The 23,461-nt window shown below is 38.6% G+C and carries 19 protein-coding genes and 1 tRNA gene; 10 read left to right on the top strand and 10 right to left on the bottom strand.

From position 1 onward, the window contains the following. Positions 1-102 precede the first annotated feature (102 nt). The 6 genes from EAH57_RS05705 to EAH57_RS05680 all read left to right on the top strand — a co-directional run bounded on the left by EAH57_RS05705 (position 103) and on the right by EAH57_RS05680 (position 6,842). The gene (locus EAH57_RS05705; protein WP_005053481.1) at positions 103-636 is read left to right on the top strand and encodes a fimbrial protein; all 534 of its coding nucleotides are present in this window, start codon (positions 103-105) and stop codon (positions 634-636) included. A gap of 85 nt (positions 637-721) precedes the next feature. Continuing rightward, positions 722-1,456, top strand: a complete 735-nt coding sequence (locus EAH57_RS05700) for a molecular chaperone (RefSeq protein ID WP_121929215.1) — start codon at positions 722-724, stop codon at positions 1,454-1,456. A gap of 62 nt (positions 1,457-1,518) precedes the next feature. Beyond that, positions 1,519-4,089 carry a fimbria/pilus outer membrane usher protein gene (locus EAH57_RS05695; protein ID WP_121929214.1) on the top strand — a complete coding sequence of 857 codons (2,571 nt, stop codon included), beginning with the start codon at positions 1,519-1,521 and terminating at the stop codon, positions 4,087-4,089. Continuing rightward, positions 4,086-5,102, top strand: coding sequence for a fimbrial protein (locus tag EAH57_RS05690; RefSeq protein ID WP_121929213.1), 1,017 nt, complete (start codon positions 4,086-4,088; stop codon positions 5,100-5,102). Before EAH57_RS05695 ends, EAH57_RS05690 begins: the two co-directional genes overlap by 4 nt. A gap of 201 nt (positions 5,103-5,303) precedes the next feature. Beyond that, a complete protein-coding gene (locus tag EAH57_RS05685) occupies positions 5,304-6,248 on the top strand; it encodes a DUF4882 family protein (protein ID WP_416240487.1) in 945 nt (314 codons plus the stop codon). A gap of 300 nt (positions 6,249-6,548) precedes the next feature. Further along, the gene (locus EAH57_RS05680; protein ID WP_121929212.1) at positions 6,549-6,842 is read left to right on the top strand and encodes a type 1 fimbrial protein; all 294 of its coding nucleotides are present in this window, start codon (positions 6,549-6,551) and stop codon (positions 6,840-6,842) included. A 204-nt stretch (positions 6,843-7,046) separates the two neighbouring features. Here the strand turns inward: EAH57_RS05680 and EAH57_RS05675 are convergent, their stop codons facing one another. After that, positions 7,047-7,367, bottom strand: coding sequence for a hypothetical protein (locus EAH57_RS05675; RefSeq protein WP_121929211.1), 321 nt, complete (start codon positions 7,365-7,367; stop codon positions 7,047-7,049). A gap of 322 nt (positions 7,368-7,689) precedes the next feature. Between EAH57_RS05675 and EAH57_RS05670 the strand changes: the two genes are divergently transcribed. The 3 genes from EAH57_RS05670 (at position 7,690) to EAH57_RS05660 (ending at position 9,370) form a co-directional block, all read left to right on the top strand. After that, positions 7,690-7,766 (top strand) — tRNA-Ile (locus EAH57_RS05670). A 167-nt stretch (positions 7,767-7,933) separates the two neighbouring features. After that, entirely contained in the window at positions 7,934-8,479 is a 546-nt protein-coding gene (locus EAH57_RS05665; protein WP_121929210.1) for a 1-acyl-sn-glycerol-3-phosphate acyltransferase, read from the top strand. Positions 8,480-8,620: 141 nt separating this feature from the next. Further along, entirely contained in the window at positions 8,621-9,370 is a 750-nt protein-coding gene (locus EAH57_RS05660; RefSeq protein WP_121929209.1) for a YebC/PmpR family DNA-binding transcriptional regulator, read from the top strand. Positions 9,371-9,410: 40 nt separating this feature from the next. Here EAH57_RS05660 and EAH57_RS05655 read toward each other — a convergent pair whose 3' ends face one another. The 5 genes from EAH57_RS05655 to EAH57_RS05635 form a co-directional block, all read right to left on the bottom strand. Beyond that, positions 9,411-9,881: an Lrp/AsnC family transcriptional regulator gene (locus tag EAH57_RS05655; RefSeq protein WP_004670748.1), complete on the bottom strand. Its 471-nt coding sequence runs from the start codon at positions 9,879-9,881 to the stop codon at positions 9,411-9,413. Positions 9,882-10,227: 346 nt separating this feature from the next. Further along, a complete protein-coding gene (locus EAH57_RS05650; RefSeq protein ID WP_121929208.1) occupies positions 10,228-12,477 on the bottom strand; it encodes a bifunctional prephenate dehydrogenase/3-phosphoshikimate 1-carboxyvinyltransferase in 2,250 nt (749 codons plus the stop codon). Positions 12,478-12,551: 74 nt separating this feature from the next. Beyond that, on the bottom strand, positions 12,552-13,661 hold the full coding sequence (gene pheA / locus EAH57_RS05645; protein WP_004670744.1) for a prephenate dehydratase: 1,110 nt from the start codon (positions 13,659-13,661) through the stop codon (positions 12,552-12,554). A 215-nt stretch (positions 13,662-13,876) separates the two neighbouring features. Beyond that, on the bottom strand, positions 13,877-14,446 hold the full coding sequence (locus EAH57_RS05640; protein WP_228200037.1) for a GNAT family N-acetyltransferase: 570 nt from the start codon (positions 14,444-14,446) through the stop codon (positions 13,877-13,879). 112 nt (positions 14,447-14,558) lie between these two features. Beyond that, positions 14,559-15,704 (bottom strand): acyl-CoA dehydrogenase family protein, encoded by a 1,146-nt coding sequence (locus EAH57_RS05635; RefSeq protein WP_121929206.1) that lies wholly within the window; start codon positions 15,702-15,704, stop codon positions 14,559-14,561. Between the two features lie 247 nt (positions 15,705-15,951). On the opposite strand from EAH57_RS05635, the gene EAH57_RS05630 reads away from it, so the two are divergent. Further along, on the top strand, positions 15,952-16,950 hold the full coding sequence (locus EAH57_RS05630; protein WP_121929424.1) for a glycosyl transferase family protein: 999 nt from the start codon (positions 15,952-15,954) through the stop codon (positions 16,948-16,950). Here the strand turns inward: EAH57_RS05630 and EAH57_RS05625 are convergent. The 4 genes from EAH57_RS05625 to EAH57_RS05610 form a co-directional block, all read right to left on the bottom strand. Then, positions 16,947-17,543, bottom strand: coding sequence for a hypothetical protein (locus EAH57_RS05625; protein WP_121929205.1), 597 nt, complete (start codon positions 17,541-17,543; stop codon positions 16,947-16,949). The two genes, EAH57_RS05630 and EAH57_RS05625, sit on opposite strands and share 4 nt — an antisense overlap. Before the next feature lie 121 nt (positions 17,544-17,664). After that, a complete protein-coding gene (locus EAH57_RS05620) occupies positions 17,665-18,810 on the bottom strand; it encodes an Imm72 family immunity protein (protein WP_121929204.1) in 1,146 nt (381 codons plus the stop codon). 3 nt (positions 18,811-18,813) lie between these two features. Beyond that, positions 18,814-20,400 (bottom strand): hypothetical protein, encoded by a 1,587-nt coding sequence (locus tag EAH57_RS05615; RefSeq protein ID WP_121929203.1) that lies wholly within the window; start codon positions 20,398-20,400, stop codon positions 18,814-18,816. Beyond that, complete coding sequence (locus EAH57_RS05610; protein WP_121929202.1) at positions 20,397-23,234, bottom strand: type VI secretion system Vgr family protein; 2,838 nt, start codon at positions 23,232-23,234, stop codon at positions 20,397-20,399. Before EAH57_RS05610 ends, EAH57_RS05615 begins: the two co-directional genes overlap by 4 nt. Positions 23,235-23,461: the final 227 nt, after the last annotated feature.

Here is a 23,461-nt window from a genome sequence, read left to right as displayed (position 1 = left end):
TTTTAATAACTGGTATATTTCGCTCATTACTTGTTCGGCGCAAAAATAACCTGAAAAAGTAATCTAATTCAATTTTTTAGCTGATGTATTCGAGATATTATTATGAAAAAACTTGCTTTGATCGCTACACTTTCAGTTGTAGGTATTGCTAATGTACAAGCTGCTGATGGTACTATTACAATCAATGGTTTAGTAACTGACAAAACTTGCGACATCGTGACTCCAGCAGGTAAAGATTTTACTGTAACTCTTCCAACTGTATCTAAGCAAACTCTTGCAAATGCAGGTGATGTTGCTGGTCGTACACCATTCCAAATCAACTTAGGTAACTGTTCAGAAGGTAAGGTTGCTACTTACTTCGAACCAGGTGCTACTGTTGATTTCAATACTGGTCGTTTACTTAACCAAAACGCTGCTGGTGCTAAAAACGTTGATGTTCAATTATTGGGTGACAACAACCAAGCTATTCCAGTTCTTGCTGCTGGCGCTTCTGGTGCTCAATCTAACTCTCAATGGGTTGACGTTGTAGAAGGTGGAACTGCTGACCTTAACTACTATGCTGAATACTATGCAACTGGCGCTTCTACTGCTGGTCAAGTAAATACTTCAGTTCAATACACAATTATTTATCAATAATCTTTGATAAATTTCTGCGGGTTTTTATGCACTTAAAAACTCGCAGTTTTCAATAAAAAAACATGCAACAGTAGAGTAAATATAAATGGCACTGAACGGTTACAATTTTTTGCTAGGCCTAGCGATGTCTTCTATTTTTGTCGCAAATACCACACATGCAGAAATTATCTTACATGGTACTCGAGTAATCTATCCATCCGATGCTCGTGAAGTAACCTTGCAAGTAAGTAACAATGGTTCTAAGCCATCTCTTGTTCAGGCTTGGATTGATGAGGGTGATGCTAAAAGCACACCAGACCAATCAAAAGTTCCTTTTATGATTACTCCACCGATTTCTCGTGTTGATCCAACTAAGAGTCAATCGCTTCGTATTTCAGCTCTGCCAAATGCAGCTCAAATCGATCAGAAAAAAGAAACGGTTTATTGGTTAAACGTACTTGATATTCCACCTAGACCTAAAGCTGGTGCAAAAGAGGAAGTTCCAGATAACTTCCTACAACTAGCGATTCGTTCACGTATTAAGTTTTTCTATCGCCCTGCAAGTATTAAAGAAGATGCAAATCTAGCAGGAGAAAAACTACAGTGGTCTAGAAGCGGACAGACTTTGATTGTTAAAAATCCAACACCGTTCCATGTCACAATGACATCGATATATCAGAAAAATGCAGGAAAAACTGTTGACCTACTTCCTAAAGGTTTAATGCTATCTCCATTTTCTGAAGACAAAGTTCAATTGAAAACATCAAGTGTTGAAAAACTTAGTTTTATTAATATCAATGATTACGGTGGTCGTATTGAACATCAGATCAAACTTCAATAACAAGTAAATCACTCCCACTCTATAGATGATTTTGTACCTATCGTTGAATAGGCGAACGTATTATGTCAAAGAAAAATGCAACAGCTAAATTCTTAAAGCGTCGAGTTTGTTTTTACCTCACATCAGGGGTAATCACTATTACGATGCCTGTGGCTGTATATGCGGTAGAAGAGACAGCAAAACAAGCGCCGATGGAAGCAGAGTTTGATTCTGTTTTCCTTATAGGTGATGCACAAAAAGTAGATGTCTCACGCTTCAAATATGGCAACCCAGTTTTACCAGGTGAATATAGTCTTGACGTTTATATCAACGGCAACTGGTTTGGTAAAAAAAGAATGGTTTTCCGTTCAACTGAACAAAATCAAAATGCATTTACCTGTTTTACTTCAAGTTCATTACTTGAATACGGTGTAAAACAAGAAGTACTTGTCAATCGTACAGAGTCTGCTGCTCCAAATGCTTGCTACAAGATCGAAGAATGGATTGAAAATGCGTATTATGATTTTGATACTTCTCGCCTACGTGTAGACATTTCTATTCCACAAATTGCACTACAGAAAAATGCTCAAGGCTATGTTGATCCAAGTATTTGGGATCGAGGCATTAATGCAGGATTTTTATCTTATAGTGGTAGTGCGTATAAAACTTTTAATCGTGCAAATGACAATAAAGAAACCACAAATGCTTTCATGGCTCTTTCTGCTGGAGCAAATATTGCAGGTTGGCAACTTCGTCACAATGGTCAGTGGCAATGGCAAGATGGCAAACAAAGTGAACTCGATTCAAAAACCAAGAAAAAATCTAATTACGAAGCAACTAGCACTTATTTACAGCGCGCTTTCCCACAGTATCGTGGTGTATTGACGCTTGGTGATAGTTTTACCAACGGTGAATTGTTTGATTCATTTGGTTATCGTGGTGTAGATTTTTCAAGCGATGATCGCATGCTACCAAATAGTATGCTTGGTTACGCACCGCGTATTCGTGGTAATGCAAAAACCAATGCAAAAATTGAAGTGCGCCAACAAGGTCAGTTGATCTATCAAACGACTGTAGCACCGGGTAGCTTTGAAATTAATGATCTCTACCCTACTGGTTTTGGTGGTGAGCTTGAAGTTTCTATTATTGAGTCAAATGGAGAAGTCCAAAAATTCGCTGTTCCATATGCTTCAGTTGTACAAATGCTACGTCCTGGACTCAGCCGCTACTCATTAACGGCTGGTGAATTCCGTGATCGCGATATTGATTTAACCCCTTGGACAACTCAAGGTAAGTACCAACGCGGTATTAATAACTATTTGACAGGTTATACTGGTTTCCAGTTGGCTGAAGACTATAGCGCTATTTTATTGGGTGCAGCCTTTGCTACCCCGATTGGTGCAGTATCACTTGATGCAACACATTCAAATGCAGATTTTGACAAACAAGGCTCACAATCTGGTCAAAGTTTCCGTTTAAGTTACAGTAAACTTATTTCTCCAACCAACACCAATTTAACCTTGGCGGCGTATCGTTATTCTACTGAAAACTATTATAAATTACGTGATGCGCTATTAATTCGTGACCTTGAAAATAAAGGTGTCAATACTTTTGCAGTTGGTAAACAACGTAGCGAGTTCCAAATTACCTTGAACCAAGGTTTACCTGATGGTTGGGGTAACGTCTATATGGTTGGTTCTTGGAATGACTATTGGAATCGAAATGAAACGAGTCGCCAATATCAGATCGGTTATAGTAATAACTATCATGGCTTAACTTATGGTCTTTCAGCGACCAATCGTGAAATTGAATATGGTTCGCGTAGTCAAACACGTGACACTGAATATTTAATGACTCTTTCTTTCCCGATTAATTTCAGAAAGAGCTCAGTCAATGTCAATGCCAACGTTTCTGAAGACAGCCGTACCGTAGGTTTTAGTGGTATGGTTGGTGATCGTTTCAGTTACGGCTCATCTGTATCGCATCAAGATAGACAGAATCCAAGCTTTAACGCCAATGCTCGTTATCGTACTAACTTTGCTACAGTGGGCGGTTCTTATAGCGTTGCGGATACATATCAACAAGCAATGGTGAGTGTTAGCGGTAATATTGTTGCGCACTCTGAAGGAATCCTATTTGGTCCAGAACAAGGTCAAACCATGGTACTGGTTTATGCACCTGATGCTGCTGGGGCAAAAGTAAATAATACAACTGGTTTGAGTATTAATAAATCAGGTTATGCAGTTATCCCATATGTAACACCTTATCGCTTAAATGACATCACCCTTGACCCACAAGAAATGTCAACCAATGTTGAATTGGAAGAAACGAGCCAACGTATTGCTCCTTTTGCAGGTGCAATTGCTAAAGTTGATTTCTCTACCAAGAAAGGTTATGCCATTTACATCAATACCAAAACTGCAACTGGTGAAAGCTTACCATTTGCTGCTCAAGTCTTTAACGATAAGGACGAAGCGATTGGAATCGTTGCTCAAGGTAGTATGGTGTATTTACGTACTCAAGAACCAAAAGGTGATTTGTACGTAAAATGGGGCGATGATGCCAATGAACAGTGCAATTTTGATTATGACGTTACAGCGCAAATTTCTAACGATCAGCAAAGCATGATCATGACCGAGGCAGTATGCAAATGAAAAAATTACTCTTAAATAGTGTTTTGCTTACCGCAGGTCTTGGTATCTATAGTGAAGCACATGCAAGATGCTCTATTTACAACTATCAACCTAATGATGTGAAAATGTCTGTAGGACGAGTGGTTGTTCGTCCAAGTGATGAGGTTGGAAAAATCCTACGAAAAGCTACTTTTTCCATAGGTCCAACAAACACTAGAGCTCGTTACTGCAATTCTAGCGACTACCTTATTGCCGAATTAAATCAAGGTTATCCGCTTAGTTCTCAGGGGAATAATATCTATAATACCAATATCCCTGGAATTGGAATTCGTCTTTACCGAGAAGCTGAAAATGCCAGTAATTTCTCTGGTTACTACCCTTATACACGTGGCGGACTGAACTATAACACCACTTATAACTTAGCCAATGGTTATTTTGTCGTTGAAATTGTTAAAATAGCAGAACAAACAGGTTCGGGTGCATTGGTTCCTGGGCAATATAGTAGTTATTATACTAATGGTAATGCTCAACAACCCTTCTTGACGAGTACAGTACTTGCTAATGCTATTACGATTGCATCTTCATCTTGTGAGCTACAAGGTAATATTAACAAAGTCGTTCAGCTTCCCACTGTGATGAAATCAGGTTTTAGCGGTGTTGGTTCAACTCAAGGTGAGCAATCTTTTGATTTAAATCTTCTTTGTAATGGCGGTCAAAACCCAACTGGATATGAAGAAAAAAATCAAATTAGCTTAGACTTTGATTTTCCACAAGATGGTACTAATAATCAAGTCATGGCAAATACAGCACCAAACTCTACCAAAGCAAATGGTGTGGGTGTTCAGTTAATGTGGAAGTATCAAAATAAAAATCAAGTGATTCGTAAAGGTGATAAATTACAAGTTGGTACTGTTAACTCTAACCAAACTGTTCAATATAACATTCCATTATCAGCTCGCTATTATCAGACTGCAACCAATGTAACTGCTGGTACTGTTCGTGCAATGGCAACAGTAACCGTCCAATACGATTAATCTTTTATAAGACCTCCATTAAAAAAGGGGGTCTTTTTTTATAAAAATTAGACTAAAGATCTTGAAATTTTCATTTTAAAAAATTCAAACTCATTAAAAAGTATGAACTTTTAGTTTTATTTTAAAAATTTTTAAACCACTTAACTTATAGGAACCATCAATGAAAAAAATTGGCATATTGGCGATTAGCTTAGCTTAGCCCTGCTTGGCTGCGGTGAAAATCAAAATAACTCACAAAGCGACACGACTCCCCAATCTAGAGCAGCAACATCGACAAGCTTAAGTTTACGTAGTCTAAACCAGAGCCAAACATGTCAATATAACTTTGATGCCACACAAGAAGATTATGATGATTTATGGAACAATCAAAATTCAGATTATCTGATGGGTATATTTCCAAACATCAATGGGCAGAAGTTTAGCTTAACTGTTGCTCCTCCATATTTTTCAAATAATGACCCTGAGTATAGTACTTTTAATTATTTACAATACTTAGCAACCAGTAAAGCAAGGTTTTATTCGGCAATAAATTCTCCATATTTTCCATACTTACAAGATGGTTTAGGTGATTTCAACTTACCAGCAACAGGGATTCTTGCACTGGAAATGCAGCTCGATATTCCTGGTGCTCCACTGAACGGTGGCTACTATGGTGAACCTGGTTCATCTTATATAGCTGATATTAATTTTAGTGGCGTCACAGAAAATAGTTATATCGTAAAATCTAGTTATAATTTCATAGCAGGTGGCGCTGATCCTGAGTTTGGTGAAAATCCACCTTCTTTGTCATACTCTTTCAACTACCAAAATAGCGATGGTACAGAATATAACTCAATTGCTGGCTATCACAGTAAGATGACTGACTATCAGAGTAAATACCATCGTATAGAGATATATATCAACCAAAACACCAAACAGGTCGGATTTATTGTCAATGGCGTTGATCAAGGGTATCAAGGAACACTCCCTGCCCCATTGAAAAATATAGGTTTTGACATTCGTAGCTTGGTTGGTTCTGATAGGGATGGTACATTCTCTGATAAACTCGCAAGATTGGATTTTTTATCAGAGCTAATCACTGACCGCAATGCTTTGCAGTTTAATTATCCGCAAGGTACAACAGACATTTGTGGTAATACTATTTAAACAATAAAAATTCAAACCCAATCTTAAGATTGGGTTTTTTACATTAATATTAAGCGTTATATTTCATCATTTTTATAACTATCAATTAAAATCCCTTATAAAACCAAAAATTCACATTAAAAACAAAATTCGTGATGTAGTTATCACAACCAGGAAGTAGACAAAACTATCAATAAAAAGATAAAACCAAAACCACATCACATTTAAAAAATTAATTTAATCAATATTTTATTACGATATTGCCTTCATAATAATTTCCATGTTAATTAATAATATATACATAGATAAAAGGAAATAATCATGTATAAAAAATCATATAAACTATTATTAGCATTCTCATTGATATCAATTTCGACAATCAGCTTTGCAACGGGAACCATTCACATTAACGGCAATATTGTTGAAGATACATGTACAACCCATCACCACAACCCCGATTGTGAGAGAATTAACGATTTATTTAAGAAAATAAATAACCAATCAACATCTTTAGAAGATTTAAATAATCAATCACAGAAAAACAGTATAACTGAAATCAAAGTAGAGCCCCTACCCGATGAAAGGAGTGCAGTGATTATCGCGAGTTATTACTAAAGCAGAGGTTCAAATCATTATTTAAAATTGACATGTGCTATTAAAAATAACATCTTAGCTTGATTTAATAGCACATCAATCAAATCATAAATATTTTCTGTTATTCATATAATCTTCAAAAGGCTAAAATTTAATAAAGAGCTTATGTGAATACTATAAGTCAAATGCTCAAACTCAAAAATTTTTTAAAAAAATAAAATTTGATCAATCAAAATCGAAACCGATCAATTGAGATTTTTTCCAATGTTCATTCAGCCGCTCTAAAATTTTTACTTTTGATAAGCCCTCTTCTACATAAAACAGACGAGTCTCTTTATCTTTCTTTAACAGCATTAAATTGTAATTGATCAGGCTCTTCTTCATGGTCAAAGTGAAATCCCTGTTTGAGTGGTCAACCAAGTCCTGCTCTGCCTTTCTCACATCATCATGCTGAATCACCCAATTTAACTGCACAGGATCATTTAACTCGGCTGGCAGTACAAGAACCTCACCATCTTTAAACCCACCTAGATATGCTATTTTCATATTTTTCTCATTTTATTTGTTGTTCATATATTTATTAAACCATAAAACCATTCAACCGCAAATCAAAGTTGGATAAGCATTGAACTATCCTGACCTGATCGCACCAATATCACAAAACAAAATGAAGTTTGGATGGCTTGAAAATGATCAAAACTGCACAATATTGTCTTTACTCAACACATAAACATCAGATAGAATCAGCTCAGTTTTGATTTTACACACTATTTTTAGTGATTTGATAAAATCATCTGCTTGTAATTTAAGTTAAATTTGACTAAGATCAGGCAACTATAAATCATATCAAATATGATTTAATTTTATAGGGCCTATAGCTCAGTTGGTTAGAGCAGCGGACTCATAATCCGTTGGTCCCGTGTTCGAGTCACGGTGGGCCCACCAAATATTAAACCTTCTAAACCATGCGTTTAGAGGGTTTTTCTATTTTATCTCTACACTGTTATTGGATTTCGTTAACCAATTACATCAACAAATCCTAAATATTCGGATATATATTTTCCTCAAAACTCATATTACACTGCTGACACGAAACTGTAATGATGATAACCATGAGAAAAATTTTAGGAAAATCCATCTTTAAAGCGACAGGTTGGACATACAACGTTGATCCAACAATTTTAGAGAAGAAGCAAGTTATCATTGGGTTTGAACACTCGTCCAATCTAGATACCATCCTATCTCTTGCTTTATTTGAAATTTTAGAACTAAAAATCCACACCTTAATCAAAAAAGAACTATTCAAAGGTCCTTTAAAACCTGTTTTGAAACGTCTCGGTGGTATTGCCGTCGATCGTAAAGCAAGTAAAGATATCGTGACGCAAATGGTTGAGCTTTTTAACCAGAACGATAGCTTTAACCTTGTGATCGCACCAGAAGCAACGCGTGCAAAAAGCACCGAGGAACGCAAACCCATTCGCACAGGCTTTTGGCATATCGCAAAAGCGGCTAATGTTCCAATCATATTGATGTACGCCAACCCTCGAACAAAGCAAGGTGGCATTTTAGGTAAAATCTATCCAGACGATCTACAACAAGACTTAGAAAAAATTAAAGCGCTTTATGCCGAATATGGAATAGATGTAAAAATTAGCTAAGTAATCGCCCTTAATTGATCAATCTTTGAAGGTTGAGCAAGATTTTAGATTTGAATATAGGGTGCCGATAGTTTTCAACGAAACCATCGCTATGCTAATATTCAGTCACTTTTTGAGTTTAAATTTTTTGGAGTTACTTCCATGGCGGGTCATTCAAAATGGGCCAATATTAAGCATCGTAAAGCCAAACAAGATGCAAGTCGCGGCAAGGTTTTTACTAAATATATCCGTGAAATCGTAACTGCCGCGAGATTAGGCGGTCCAGATGCGGCAAGCAACCCCCGTCTGCGTGCTGTAGTCGAGAAAGCACTTTCAGTCAATATGACACGCGACACCATCAACCGTGCAATTCAACGCGGTGCTGGTGGCGATGATAATGATAATTTAAAAGAAGTCACCTACGAAGGCTATGGTGTTGGTGGTGTTGCAGTGATCGTTGAGACGATGACAGATAACTTAAACCGTACAGTACCAGATGTTCGTCATTGCTTCTCTAAAACAAACGGTAACTTAGGAACTTCTGGTTCTGTTGCTTATATGTTTACCAAACGCGGTGAAATTACTTTTGAAGATATATCTTTAGAAGATCAAATTATGGATGTCGCATTAGAAGCAGGTGCTGAAGATATTGAGGTTTCAGAAAATGAGATCTTAGTGATCACAACACCAGAAAGTTTCGGTGACGTGCAAGATGCGTTAAGTGCTGCTGGCTTAAAGTCAGATAATGCAGAAGTTGTGATGAGTCCATCAACCAAAGCAGAAATCACAGATATCGATCAAGCTAAGCTCATCATGAAAATGATTGATATGTTTGAAGATCTAGATGATGTTCAAAACGTTTATACCAACGTTGAATTCTCTGAAGAAGTCTTAGAACAGCTAGATGCTTAATCATTAAAAAGTCAGAAAAATGCATCTTAGGATGCATTTTTTATAGCTTATTTAAAAGTTTATAACAGTTAAATACGTTGTATTCTTTGATCACAAAACTTGAATGTAAAGCAACAACACTATCAATTTTACCGATACGACGTAACAAGATTTCACTGTAGTCATCCATGTTACGTGCAACAAGCTCTAAGATAAAATCTGCACTTTGCCCTGTAACTAAAAATGCATTCGTTACTTCTGGTATGTCTTCAATTTCGGCTAAGAACTTATCAAAAGTTTCGCTGTCATGTTTACTCAATGAGACCTGCAAAAGAATATGCAAGCTAAAGCCTAATTTATTGAAGTTAATTTCTCGTTTAAGCTGCCCCATTACTTTTGATTCAATCAAGTTTTTTATACGTCGATGGACAGAACTTACCGATAGATTAATGCGTTCTGACAATTCATTCAGATTTACATCTTCGTGCGTCAAAACTTCAAGAATTTGTTTATCAAAACGATCTAATTCCATTTCACCATCCCTTTTTAAATCTCGAAACATAAGAAAATACAGCTCTTCCGCCATTATTCCTGTCTTTTTATTTTTTGCAAAGAACATTTGGTAAAATTTTCTAGTCATTTCTAGATTTACTATTGTTTCTTATTATAAAATTTTCATATTGACCTATAATTTCTCACTCTTTGGTTATTTTTATCGAGATTTTTCCAATTAAGATCTTGTCGTTAAATACTTATTTTCAAGCGGAGTTTTATGCAGTGTGATTTACAAACTAAACGATAGAAAAAGAAAAACCGAGCTAATTGCTTAACTCGGTTTTATTTCAAACATGATCACTGTTAGCGTTAAGCAAAATGTATTATGGATTCACAACTTGTAAATCTAAGCCCGCTGTATTTGCTAGTTCAGTAAAGGTTGGGAAACTTGTTGCGACCGTTTCTGTACCCAAAATGGTAATCTCGCCTGAAGTACGTAAACCAGCAATACTAAAGCTCATGGCGATACGATGGTCATGATGTGATTCAATCTCACCACCAGAGAAGATTGCTGACCAATCACCTGACTTACCTTTACCTTCGATAATGATGCCATCTTCAGTTGGTGTGCAATCAATTCCCATGATTTTCAAACCATCTGCCATCACTTGGATACGATCTGATTCTTTAACACGAAGTTCTGCTGCACCAGTAAGAACGGTTTGACCTTCTGCACAAGCAGCGGCAATAAATAATGCAGGGAATTCATCAATTGCTAAAGGCACTTGATCTTCAGGCATGTGAATACCTTTTAATGTTCTCGACCCTTTGATATGAATATCAGCAATCGGCTCACCACCAGCGATACGTTCATTTTCAACGCTGATATCTGCACCCATTTGCTTAAGAATTTCAATTACACCCGTACGTGTTGGATTGATCCCCACGGCTTCTAGGACAACATCTGCATTTTCAGTAATTGCAGCGCCGACCATAAAGAATGCAGCCGAGGAAATATCTGAAGGTACTTGAATATCCGTACCCACTAATTTACCGCCACCAACAAGGGAAATTTTATTGCCCTCAGTTTTCACATCATAGCCAAAAGCCCGTAGCATACGCTCGGTATGATCACGTGTAGGTTCAGGTTCAGTCACAGAAGTTTCACCTTCTGCCCATAAGCCAGCCAATAAAATGCCAGATTTCACTTGAGCAGAAGCCATTGGTAAGTGGTATTGAATCCCTTTTAACGCTTGGCTGCCCGTAATACTGACTGGCGGTGTACCTTTCTCACCTGTGGTTTGGATTTGCGCACCCATTTCACGAAGAGGCTTGGCAATACGTTCCATCGGACGTTTAGATAACGATGCATCGCCCGTCATCACCGAATCAAATTTTTGCGCTGAAAGCATACCTGACAATAAACGCATACTGGTACCTGAATTACCCATATACAGTGCGCTTGCAGGTGCTTTTAGACCGTGCATACCAACCCCATGAATGGTGACTTCACCATTCTTTGGACCTTCAATGCTTACACCCATATCACGGAACGCTTGTAGGGTTGCTAATGCATCCTCACCTTCCAAGAAACCAGTAACGTGCGTTGTACCTTCGGCAATAGCACCAAACATAATAGAGCGATGTGACACAGATTTGTCACCCGGTACAGTGAATTTACCTGAGAATGTTTTCTTTCCCGGTAAAATACTAAATTGCTGTGTCACCTTATTTTTCTCCATCAAAGGTTTATTGGCTAACATATGGTTGAAGTGTTGACGAGCGGCTTGGGCATGACCAAGTAAACCCATCAACGCTTGAGAATCTTCCTGTTCAATTAATTTTTTTAAAACTGACAACTGCTGTTCGAAACCATCAACAGCTTTCAAAATTGCAGTCTTATTGGCAAAGAAAATGTCATGCCACATCTGCGGATCACTGGCTGCGATACGTGAAAAGTCTCTAAAACCACCCGCAGCATAACGGAAAATATCTAAATTATCTTCACGATTCGCCAGTTGTTCCACTAAATTGAATGCCATCAAATGTGGTAAATGACTGGTATGAGCCAACACTTCATCATGCTTGGTCACATCCATGCAGATCACTTCTGCTTTCGCCGCTGACCAAAGCTGAATCAACTTCTCAACTGCCCAATCCGCACTACTAGGAAGAGGCGTCAAAATCACTTTGTGATTTGCAAATAAATCAACTTTACCAGCATGCACACCTGTATGTTCCGCGCCTGCAATCGGATGCCCTGGTACAAATCCAGCTGGTAGATTTTCACCAAAGACGGCTTTAGCGGCATCTACAACATTGCCTTTGGTACTACCGACATCCGTTATAATGACATTATCCGCAAGAAAAGGCTTGATCTGCTCAAGGACTTTCTGTGTTGCCCGCACAGGGAGTGCTAAAACGATTAAATCTGCCCCCTGTACCGCTTCCTCAGGATTTGCATAACCGTGTTGAATTAAACCTAATGCTTGTGCGTCTGCTAATGTTTTTTTTGAACGTGTTGAAGCCACAATTTGAGCTGCAAGTTGTTCTGCCACAATCACACGTGCAAGACTAGATCCGATCAGCCCAAGCCCAATAAAAGCGACTTTGTTAAATAATGGTTGAGACATAAAAGATGTTTGCCCAATGAGACGACTTGGATATGGATAGATGTCTCATTCACCTACCCATACGAAAAAACAGATTATAAAACTGCGATTGGATAAGAACCAAGAACACGCAACTCTTTCACCATCGGACGAATTTCATCAAGTGCAGCAGCGACATTTTCCTGATCGATGTGCCCTTCTAAATCGATAAAGAATACGTATGCCCATTTTTCAGGTAACGCTGGTCGCGTTTCAATGCTGGTTAAGCTAATTTGATGTTTTGCAAAAGGTGCAAGAATTTCCAATAAAGCACCTGCACGGTCATGTGCTGAAATTAACAACGAGGTCTTATCATTGCCACTTTGAGGAATTTTCTCACGACCGATCACTAGGAAACGCGTTGTATTTTCCGGATTATCTTCAATATTGCTGTGCAAAATCTCAAGATTGTACATGCTTGCTGCGATATCAGACGCAATGGCAGCCGAGTGCCATTCATTACGGATACGACGCGCAGCTTCTGCATTGGAATTTAGGGCAACACGTTCAACACCTGGATAATGTGCATCTAACCATTTACGGCATTGCGCCAATGTTTGCTGATGCGCATAAATCTGTTTAATACTGTCTTTTCGAGTATTTTCAGAAACAAGAAATTGATGATGAATACGTAATTCAACTTCCCCGATCACATTTAGGGTCGATGCTTTAAAACAGTCAAGTGTGTGATTCACAATCCCTTCAGATGAGTTTTCGACAGGTACCACACCATAATGTGCGCTTCCCGCTTCTACTTCACGAAACACCTCATCAATTGTTGGTAATGGGCGCACAATCGCATCTTGGCCAAAGTGTTTAAGTACGGCTGACTGAGTAAATGTACCTTCAGGCCCTAAGAATGCAATACTTTGTGGAGCTTCGAGCGCTAAGCAAGCAGACATGATTTCACGAAACAACCGTGCCATGGTTGCATCAGATAAAGGACCTTGATTGCGTTCCATCACTTTACGTAAGACTTGAGCTTCACGTTCTGGACGATAAAACAAAGGATTATCTTCGGCTGCAAACTTCGCTTTAGCGACAGTTTCTGCCAGCGTAGCGCGACGATTGAGTAACTCTTGGATTTGTTGATCAACACTATCAATATCGTTACGAATTTGTTCTAAATTAAGTGAAGTCGATGTATTTTGTCCATCGTTTACCATTGAATGCAGCCTCAGCAAAATCATCTATAAGAATGGATTACAATTCATCAATGAATTGTTCAATTGAGCTAGTATAACAAGACTTTCATACATTAAACACGCTGAGTTTTAACTCTTTTACTATGGGGTCAATATTCAAAAAAGCAGTCAAGACAATCAAAACCCACCAAAAACTACAAAACAATCCTGTGCTTTATATGTAAGAAAAATGAGAATTATTCAGTTAGGATTGTATAGACACATAAATGGCGCAGAGACCTATCAACTGGGTTTCTAAGCGCGTTTGGCATGATGCTTTCTAATTGGAAACCAAGTCGTTCACATAACGTTCTCGCATCTTGATTTTCTTGATCAACAAGAGCCTCTATACGTTTAAAATTATAATGCACCTGTAAAACCTCAAGTAAGCGTTGTATCGCCTGCTTCATCAAACCTTGTTTATTGAATACGATGTTTCCCCAAAAACCAATTTCTAGTCGGGGTATTTCCCAACAGAGATTATGCAACCCAACCAGACCAATTAACCGTTCTGTTTTCTTATGTCGAATAACAAACACGACATCCTTATTTTTTGATAGGTTATCTTGCACGTTCTGGCAATATAATTTCGTATTCTCTAAACTTTGTTTATTTAATACCCAAGGAATTGATGCGGGATACTTCTGCAAATGAGCTAAAGAATCCATGATCGCATCATATATGTCTTCAGCATCTTCTTCACACACTATATGTAAATCAATCTCATCATTTGCGAGTGCCGAAATAAACTCCTGATTTTGAAACAAGTTTATCCCCATAAAATGATATTTTTTAAATATAAAAAAAGTTGAATCAGATTAACTGATTCAACTCAACTTACACGTTAAAATCGCTATTTAAAAGTTATCCATTCTTAAATTAAGCTTTACCAATCAACCCGCGCGCCACGATTTCTTTCATGATCTCGTTGGTACCACCATAGATACGCTGGATACGAGCATCTGTGAAGAAACGTGAAATTGGATATTCGCTCATATAACCATAACCACCGAAGAGTTGAAGTAGATTATCAGCAACTTTCATTTGCATGTCTGTACTAAAACTCTTGAGTGCAGCCGCAGTTTCCACATCCAACTTACCTTCGTTATATAAAGCCACATTCTGATTGTAGAATGCTGCTGTCGCTAACTCATCAATTTTCGCTTGAGCCAACACAAAACGGGTGTTTTGGAACTGAGCAATGGCCTGACCGAACGCTTGACGTTCTTTCACATAAGCAGTCGCCAAATCAATTGCACCACGAATCGCCCCCAATGCCGTAGAAGCAATCGCTGTGCGCTCACGTGGTAATTCCTGCATCAAGTATGCGAAACCTGAACCTGCATTACCCAATAATTGATCTTTAGGTACTTTGACATTGTCAAAGAATAACTCTGAAGTATCTTGAGAGTGCAGACCAATTTTGTCTAGGTTCGTACCTTTCTTAAAACCATCCAAATGCGTATCAACCAACATTAAAGAGACACCTTTGGCACGTGCTTGAGGATCTGTTTTTACTGCAAGCACAACTACATTGGCATGCTGACCATTTGAGATAAAGGTTTTAGAACCATTTAATAGATAATGATCATCTTGTAAAATAGCACTGGTACGCATTGCTTGTAAGTCTGAGCCAGCACCCGGTTCAGTCATACCAATCGCCCCAACAACTTCTCCAGATACCATTTTTGGTAGCCAATACTGCTTTTGTTCCTCAGTGCCAATATGTTGAATATAAGGTGCGGCGATTTCAGAATGACATGAAATACCTGTCGATAATGCACAATATCCCGCACGGGCAGACTCTTCAACCAACATCAGTGAATAATGTGTTGGAACACCATATCCCCCATATTCTTCTGGCACGTCTACACACAAGAAACCATTTTCACCTAATAATGTCCAAACAGAGCGTGGCATGAGGCCTTCACGTTCCCATTGCTCATAATGAGGCGCAATATGTTCACTCATAAAACGTTTAAAATTATCGCGGAAGAGTTCCAAATCTGCATCGTAAGCTAACATCATTATTTCCTTTCGATTTCATTTTTCTTAAAAAAATACTCCGCAGCCATGCTAATGATTTTTAAGCGCACTGTCATGTTCCTTTTACATCAAATCACTAGACTCATTCGGTCAATAATATTATTTACACCAGTAAAAATTTGCGCACAATTGCTTAATGATTAAACAGCTCAACTTATTTTTTACGCTAAACACTCCACTTTTATGTCATATTAATTTTACTCCTAGCGATGGCTTCAATCTGACCATGAATACAAAACGAAATATCTATAAAACTTCAGAACATCCTTTCGCTCAGTATGTTCGTATCTTGGGTAAAGGAAAAACAGGGTCTCGCTCACTCAGCTATGAAGAAGCCTATCAAGCATTTAGCATGATCTTGAAAGGTGAAGTTCTAGATGTTCAGCTTGGTGCATTTTTGATGCTATTACGCGTCAAAGAAGAATCAGTCGATGAACTTGCTGGTTTTGTACAAGCAACCCGTGATCAACTCAATTTTCAGCCACTTGAAGCGGATTTGGATTGGTCATCCTATGCAGGTAAGCGTAAACATTATCCGTGGTTTTTATTAGCGGCTCTGACCTTGGCTCATCATGGTTATAAAATCGTGATGCATGGTGCATCGGGCCATACGATTAATCGTGTTTATACCGAACAAGTTTTACAATACTTAGGCTATTCTATTTGCCAAAATGAACAAGATGTTAAAGAACAATTAGAAACTCATAATTTTGCTTACCTCCCCCTTGAAACAATTTCACCTATTTTAAGCGAACTGATTTCACTGAGAAATGTGATGGGTTTGCGCTCTCCAATTCATACGCTTGCACGTTTAATTAATCCATTTAATGCTAAGGCAACTTTACAAGCCATCTTCCATCCTGCTTATCGTACTTCGCACCAGCAAACCGCTTTTCGTTTAGGTTATCAAAATAGTGCTGTAATTAAAGGTGAAGGCGGTGAGTTTGAACGTAACCCTGATGCCAAGACACTTATTTGTGGAATAAATAATGGCGAACTTTATGAGCATGAATTACCAAAACTTACGCCCGATCGCAGCCCAATAGAAGAAGAGCTAGATCTGGCAGTATTCAAAGCTGTTTGGCTCGGTGAGCAAACCCATGAGTATGGGGAAATGGCAATCATAGAAACCATGGGAATCGCACTTTATACCATGGGCGCTGTCAACAGCTACGATAAAGCCATGGTGAAAGCAAAAGTGCTTTGGGATAGTCGTTTAAATTAGAATGAGTGAAGCGATTTCTCAGTGAAATCGCTTTCAATAACTGAAATTTCAGTACAGATCTCATTTTTGGTTATCACTTCTATCTTATGCTTCTCTGTATACCACTCATGATAAGCTATGCCAAAGTCATAACTCCCAAACTGATTGCAAAGTCCTGCATTATGAGGTTTTTCTATTTCGTTGATAGAGGTACCAATAAGCCGCTCTGGATTACTAAAAAACTCTTCAATCTGTTGTTTATTTTTGACTATTTCAAAGTTTTTATCCTCAGAAAAAAAACTAGGATTCAGTGAATAATTCTTTTTAAATAACTCTTCATAAACAATAATTAGAATAACTGCAATAATTGGCAGTAATATAAACAAATGATAATTTTTACTTAGCCAAAAATAGATAGTTAACCTTAAAAGCAACCCTATTACTAGGCCTCCATAAATATAAGACAAGCAAATCTGGATTTTTCTCAATTTTAAATAATAACAAAACCAATATAAACTGAGTGTAATGACACTAAAAACTAACAATATGAATGAGTTAAAATGAGAGAAACAGAGTACACCTAATAAGAAACACATAAAATTAATTATAGGCATGACTTAACCTCCATCACATCACCTTAAAAAGGTGGCAACATTCCAGTAAATAGATTTTTTGAAGGCAGATTTTAGATTGACGTATTATTTTCACCCTCCAAATTACATCAATATTTAACATCTACCCGCCATCAAACTGCCAATATACTTCGCCCCAATCTTGATTTTTAATCTCAGGTAAGACCTCACCTTGTTTAAAGTATTGACGTGAATTTTCTTGTGCGACCGTAAACCAATAGCCAGTTTTTGGGCATACTTGACCTGCTCGAATACTCAACTTTTCAATAGACTCAGCATTGGTCTGGGTACCTTTGATACCAATGTTCTCAATGTCAAAAACATATGCTTTTTCTTCTTCTGGAATCGTTCCATCTAAATAACGTTTATCTTCCCAGATTAAACGCCATTTGACATCTACCCACTCATCAGTGCCTTCTAGTTGATAATCTGTTGCTCTCGAGCCATCTAAGAAATAGTTAGGACAACCCACTTTTCCATTAATTGGCAACCATGGCTCATAAATACCCGTAACTGTTACTTCTTCACCTGTAGCTATTTGCCCAATTGGATTTAGGTTAAAAGGTGGACACATTGGAATCGGTTCAGGGTAAATTCTTAACGGTGGCCATTCTTTAGAGAAAAAAATAGTTTCATAAGACCATTTTTGAGATTTTCGTATTGTATTTTTATCAATATATGCAAATGGCTCACTTACCTTACCTGCTAAATAACTCTGCATACAAATATTACGATAGGCTAATGCAATTAATAGTAAGCGTATAGAACCTGTATGTTCTACTTTTCGCCCAAGTGGATCAGTCTTATAATTTACTGGTTCAAAAATATCAGTTGATCTGGAAATACCTAGACCCAATATGATATAAAATGGATCTTCATATATTATATTTTCATCAGCATATCGATCAAATAACCAATCTGTAAAATCGACATTACAAAAACTATTATATGCTTCTCTTTTATGTTTAGTCGTTCTAAGTAGTGTCAAACCATTCTCTAACTCAACTATTTTATTTAGGTAATGAACATACTCACCCTCATGCCTTTTTTGTAAATGCTCTGCATATTGGTGTTGCAACACTTCTTTCGGTGGATTTCGTAACTGCCTTTCAAAAGCATCTAAAAATTGCTGGTATAAGACACGTGCCTGATCTAAAAAAGTATAACTTGTGTACTTTTTAATTAAATAAAATGCTTTATTTCGTGCTTCTTGCTCTTGCATTGGTGACATCGTTTTAGGGTTTAACATAGATTAACGTTTCTCAGATTGTGATTGTTTCTGCTGTTGATATTCAACACCCGAACGTGTAGTTGATGAAATTCCCCGTAATATTTGTCCTTGCTGGACAATTTTTGCTGATCGTTCACGCTTTTCCAGATATTCAACCATTGTTTCCACATCACTAGGAATTTTAGCATCCGTCCAACCTGTCGCCTTTTCTTTAATCATTTTATCAATATATTCTTTTACAGGTGTATGATGAGGATCTCTAAAATTAATAAAAATTTGAATATCACCACCTGGCAGTAATAAATTAGTGGCCTGATGTCCTCTTTCTAAACTATTCTCATTATCAAGCTGTTCTGCAATCTTTCCACGCCAGACACGTAAACCATCCCAATTATCAGGTACAGTTATACCTAGCTTTCTCATTTCAGCAACAGTAGGCACATGGTCTAATACCACATATGCACCATTAGTACTCCATGCACCTTTTACAGCACAATCCAACCGCCATGCCTTACCATTTTCAGACATTTTTTCTGCCCAATACCCCCCAGATTTCCCAGGATTTACTTGCTCCACTACCCGAAATAAAGGAACTTTTGATCCTGCTTTCAATAATTTAGGTTGAATCGGAGCTTTACTACTAAAAGAGTGGATATCTGGATAAATAGTAACTTTCTCATCATTAATAATAACTTGTTTTTTATAACCTTTTAAATCAGGCCAACCTTCTTTATGTTTATAATGACTCAAAGGTGCAGGCGTATGCCCTTTACTTGCAATCGCTTTAGAGGCAGTTGAACTTAGACGAGCTTCAGTGGTCATCACTTTGGTCTGAGTACCGCCAATCTTCGCACCTGCCTCATTCATTTGACGAATGATCTCAGTACGAACTTTATTTAATGCTTGATCCAATTCTTTGATAGCTGAAGGAATCATCTTATCTGCAAGACGTCCCAACTCATCTAATTTTGGCCCCATTGAATTCACATAAACACTGACACTCTCTGGTAATGCTCCACCCATTTTCTGGCTAATAAAAGCAAAGCCATCTTTCATCCGAGTAATACCATTCTTAAATTCAGACAAAATTTTACCTTGGTATTGAGCAAAATTAAGTTTTTGAATGAATTGAACCGAATTGCCATAACCCATTTTTCTTAAAAAGGCGAGTATCGCAGCAGCCACTTCCGCAACCTTCGTTGCATCTTTCATCACTGTGATTAAGAGACGACCAATTCCTTTTAAAATACCTCCAAAAATCGGAATAATTGGCAATAAACATAAAATGATTTTGACCCAATTAATCACTTCAGAGGCTTCTTTTTTGTCATCCGCCATCTTCATTAAAATTGCAACCAAGTCCCGTGCGGCAGTTACTTCACCAGCTATAGGAAACATACTTATTGCAGCATCAGTAAAAATCTGACCTACAGTTGCTTTATCGTTAAACTCTCCCTGTAAAGCACCGCCAATCCATTTTCCTCCAGCAACTACGCCATCTTTAACCTGTTTCGCACCACCTACAATTTGGTTTCCAGCTTGCGTCGCTCTACTCCAAATGTCTGAGCCGATTTCAATGATTGCTATCTTCTTCTCTGCACTACTCATTTATTCTTTTCCTTAAGTGCTTGCTGATAAGAGGCTTCAAAATCATCCATTGCCCAGTCTGCTTTATGTTCAGGGTTTTCATCTGCTATAGCTACGACCTGATATGGTCTTTGATCTTCACCAAAAGTAATAACCGCTTCACCTTCTGGTGCATCTTGAATATCTGCAATTCCTTTATTATTCGTTATTCCAGAATAACGCTGCCCATTTGCATATTTAATTATAAAATTTGCGCCCTGAACTGGTTCTTGATCATGGTATTGTAATAACAACTGTTTTCTAATTTCATTTGGAATCAAAGGAATATCTATGGCTACTTTCTGTCCCCCCATAAACAAATGCTGCCCAGCCTTGACCTCAAACTTGCCACCTGTTGTTGGAAATATCCCCGACCCATTCAGCTTAAGTTCCGATGTTCCTGCTTTAAATACAATTTCTTTGGTACTGCTTATCTCGATTTTCTCTTCCGTTGAGATGATTTGTATTTGTTTTCGCGCAATGAAGTCAGCAGCATCACCTTGTGCCTGTATCTCAAACTTACCTTTTGCTGCGACCTGTTTAATCCCAGCTTGTGCTGCAAATAAACTGATCTTTTGACTGGCTTGGGCGATCAAATTCTTTTGCGTGGTTAGGTTAATGCTATCCCCTGCAAATTGGTTCAGTTGTCCGTCTGCAGATAGATGAATATCTTCTGAGGTACTGAGTCCAATGCCATTCGGAGAACTTAATAAAAGTACAGCCTTATTAAAACGTGCAATATCTTGCTGTATCTGTTCAAAGAATTCTTTTAAATTCCCCACCGATTCCAACTCATCGGTTTGTTGGTTCTTCGCCACTTCACTCAAGGCTTTGGCATTGTTTTGGTTGCCTTCCAGTTGTTGTTTGGCTGTTTGCGCTTCGAGGTGTTCACCTTGTGCTTGTTGTTGTGCATGGGTGGTGATAAGTAAACCTTCGCCTGCTCGGATCGCGCCCCATTGGTCAGTGCGTAGTTCAAAGCCTTCGCCTCGGTCTTCGCTTTCTGCTTCTGATTTGGGATGGCTGAGTTTACCGAGATTGAGTTGGCTGGCTGCATGGCTGCTTTGTAGTTGTGCGCTGATCTGTCCTGTGGTGTCGTCAAAGCGGAGTTGGTTGTAACCTGTGCCTTGGTATTCTTTGGATTTGATCCCTGCCAGTTTTTTGGTATCTGGCAGTTGTCCTTGGTCATCGAATTTTGTTGGACTGCGTTGTGCTTCGTGCAATCGTCCTGTGACATAAGGGCGATCGATGTTGCCGTCAAAGAAGTCGATGACGACGATTTCACCGATACGTGGCAGGAAGCGTGCCCCATAGCCTTCGCCTGCCCATGGAGTGAGTACATCAACCCATGCTGAATCGGTATCGTTGTCGTTACTGCCTGCACCACCATCGTGTTGGTGGTCGTCATTTCGAGTGAACAGAAAGCGGACTTTGATTCTGCCCCATTCATCGACATGAATTTCTTCACCTGATGGTCCAACCACTTTGGCGCGTTGTGGATGGGCTGCTGGACGGTGTTGTAGTGAATGGTATTCAGGTACGGTTTTGATGCTGCGACGTTGTAGCGTCAGTTGGTTGGCTTGGCGTTCTGCTGAGTTGGTACTGTTATTTTGCCACTGACTTTGGTCAATTAAGCTTTGGATTTGTTGGTTTAAGTCTTTGGGTAGGTTGTTTTGGTTGTAGTAGTTTTTAGCAATGATCAGAAATTCTTGGTCTGATCCGCTGTGTTGATCGATCTCTGGGTGTTCGTTCAGTTTAAACCAGTAGCCCACTTGGCTATCGCGTACGGTGCTATGGGCAATAAATTGTTTGGCTTGGGCATCGTGGTAGTGGCCGAGGTTTTGGTTGAGTTTTTCAATTTGGTTGTTGCCTGATGCAGTTGCGCCATCGTCGCCTTTGAGGTCTTGCATCCATGCTGGGGTGAAGTGCCATGCATCTTCGAGTCCCAAGCTGGTATTGTCGTGTTGTTCGCTATGCCGATGTTTGCTTTGGACGCTGCCTGCACCGTCTTCTTGTTCTAAGGCATCAGCTTGCCAGCGTTGGATATGCACTGCGGTCGGTTGTAGAGAGCGTTCCGCAATGAGGCTGGTCATGCTGTCGTATTGTTCGGTGGCACTGCTACGGTGGTAGCGAATCGTTCTTCGATTTAAGGCTTGGTATTGGTTGTTGTCATCGATCAAGCGGAGTTTTTGGGCTTGGATCGGGCTGTTGCTATTGGCAACGTTGAGTTGGGCTTCATCGATAAGCCAGTTGATACCTTCGCTTCTGAGTAAGCGGCTAATAAAGTCGTAGTCGCTTTCATTGGCTTGCATCACAAAGGGTCGGATATCGTAGTCTTGTGTCACGCCGCTGATATCAAGCGTAAGACTGGATGCGAATAAGGGACTGCGTTGTTGCCATTCTTTGAAAAGGGTTTGAACAATATCCAATACGGTTTTATTCATAAACACGCGGCTGTTACGGCGTTTATGCCACAGTGCAGTAGGGTCTTGCAGTTTGAGTTTATATAGGGTCAGTGAACCGTCACTTTGCCCTTGTACAGCTTCGGTGATGATGCCTGTGGTTCTAAATAATGTGCCTGTGTCGGTGACTTGATCGACGGCGACCTGAGAGCCAATGAATTGTTTTAATGGGATGGTGGCATTGGTTGATAGGCAGATCAGTTCTGCTGTCATACCTGTATTGAGTTGATGTTGCCCTTGTATTTTTTGGAGGAAGACTTGTTGATTTAAGCTCGGATTGGCAAATTGAATATGTATCGCGCGTTTCTGTGCGGTTAAGCCAAGTTGTTCTAATGCAGCATAAATAGTCTTGAACATTGCTTCTTATTGAGTTTTTTTAAACGTGAAGGCATTTTACAGGAAAAATTAACCATATGCTCAGACGGTTTTGTCTATTTGTGACAAATTTTGTCTCATTTTATTGCAGCTTTATGTTTTAGCGACTATTCAATGATACAGATGATAAAAAACATTGTTCACAACTTCTAAATATTATCAATCAGTTTAAAGAACAATAAAAAATGCTCCTTAATATTTAGGAGCAT

This window comes from Acinetobacter sp. 2JN-4 (genome assembly GCF_003687745.1).
Classification (GTDB): domain Bacteria; phylum Pseudomonadota; class Gammaproteobacteria; order Pseudomonadales; family Moraxellaceae; genus Acinetobacter; species Acinetobacter halotolerans.
Note: the sequence above shows the minus strand (reverse complement) of the source record. Positions and strands in the feature narration are given on the sequence as shown.

What these genes read in the sequence shown, in the direction of transcription:
- EAH57_RS05615 (WP_121929203.1), bottom strand. Translation starts at nt 20,400, where the DNA reads ATGAGTAGTGCAGAGAAGAAGATAGCAATCATTGAAATCGGCTCAGAC.
- EAH57_RS05665 (WP_121929210.1), top strand. Translation starts at nt 7,934, where the DNA reads ATGAGAAAAATTTTAGGAAAATCCATCTTTAAAGCGACAGGTTGGACA.
- EAH57_RS05650 (WP_121929208.1), bottom strand. Translation starts at nt 12,477, where the DNA reads ATGTCTCAACCATTATTTAACAAAGTCGCTTTTATTGGGCTTGGGCTG.
- EAH57_RS05680 (WP_121929212.1), top strand. Translation starts at nt 6,549, where the DNA reads ATGTATAAAAAATCATATAAACTATTATTAGCATTCTCATTGATATCA.
- EAH57_RS05700 (WP_121929215.1), top strand. Translation starts at nt 722, where the DNA reads ATGGCACTGAACGGTTACAATTTTTTGCTAGGCCTAGCGATGTCTTCT.
- EAH57_RS05610 (WP_121929202.1), bottom strand. Translation starts at nt 23,234, where the DNA reads ATGTTCAAGACTATTTATGCTGCATTAGAACAACTTGGCTTAACCGCA.
- EAH57_RS05630 (WP_121929424.1), top strand. Translation starts at nt 15,952, where the DNA reads ATGAATACAAAACGAAATATCTATAAAACTTCAGAACATCCTTTCGCT.
- EAH57_RS05655 (WP_004670748.1), bottom strand. Translation starts at nt 9,881, where the DNA reads ATGGAATTAGATCGTTTTGATAAACAAATTCTTGAAGTTTTGACGCAC.
- EAH57_RS05635 (WP_121929206.1), bottom strand. Translation starts at nt 15,704, where the DNA reads ATGTTAGCTTACGATGCAGATTTGGAACTCTTCCGCGATAATTTTAAA.
- EAH57_RS05620 (WP_121929204.1), bottom strand. Translation starts at nt 18,810, where the DNA reads ATGTTAAACCCTAAAACGATGTCACCAATGCAAGAGCAAGAAGCACGA.
- EAH57_RS05690 (WP_121929213.1), top strand. Translation starts at nt 4,086, where the DNA reads ATGAAAAAATTACTCTTAAATAGTGTTTTGCTTACCGCAGGTCTTGGT.
- pheA (WP_004670744.1), bottom strand. Translation starts at nt 13,661, where the DNA reads ATGGTAAACGATGGACAAAATACATCGACTTCACTTAATTTAGAACAA.
- EAH57_RS05675 (WP_121929211.1), bottom strand. Translation starts at nt 7,367, where the DNA reads ATGAAAATAGCATATCTAGGTGGGTTTAAAGATGGTGAGGTTCTTGTA.
- EAH57_RS05625 (WP_121929205.1), bottom strand. Translation starts at nt 17,543, where the DNA reads ATGCCTATAATTAATTTTATGTGTTTCTTATTAGGTGTACTCTGTTTC.
- EAH57_RS05660 (WP_121929209.1), top strand. Translation starts at nt 8,621, where the DNA reads ATGGCGGGTCATTCAAAATGGGCCAATATTAAGCATCGTAAAGCCAAA.
- EAH57_RS05705 (WP_005053481.1), top strand. Translation starts at nt 103, where the DNA reads ATGAAAAAACTTGCTTTGATCGCTACACTTTCAGTTGTAGGTATTGCT.
- EAH57_RS05695 (WP_121929214.1), top strand. Translation starts at nt 1,519, where the DNA reads ATGTCAAAGAAAAATGCAACAGCTAAATTCTTAAAGCGTCGAGTTTGT.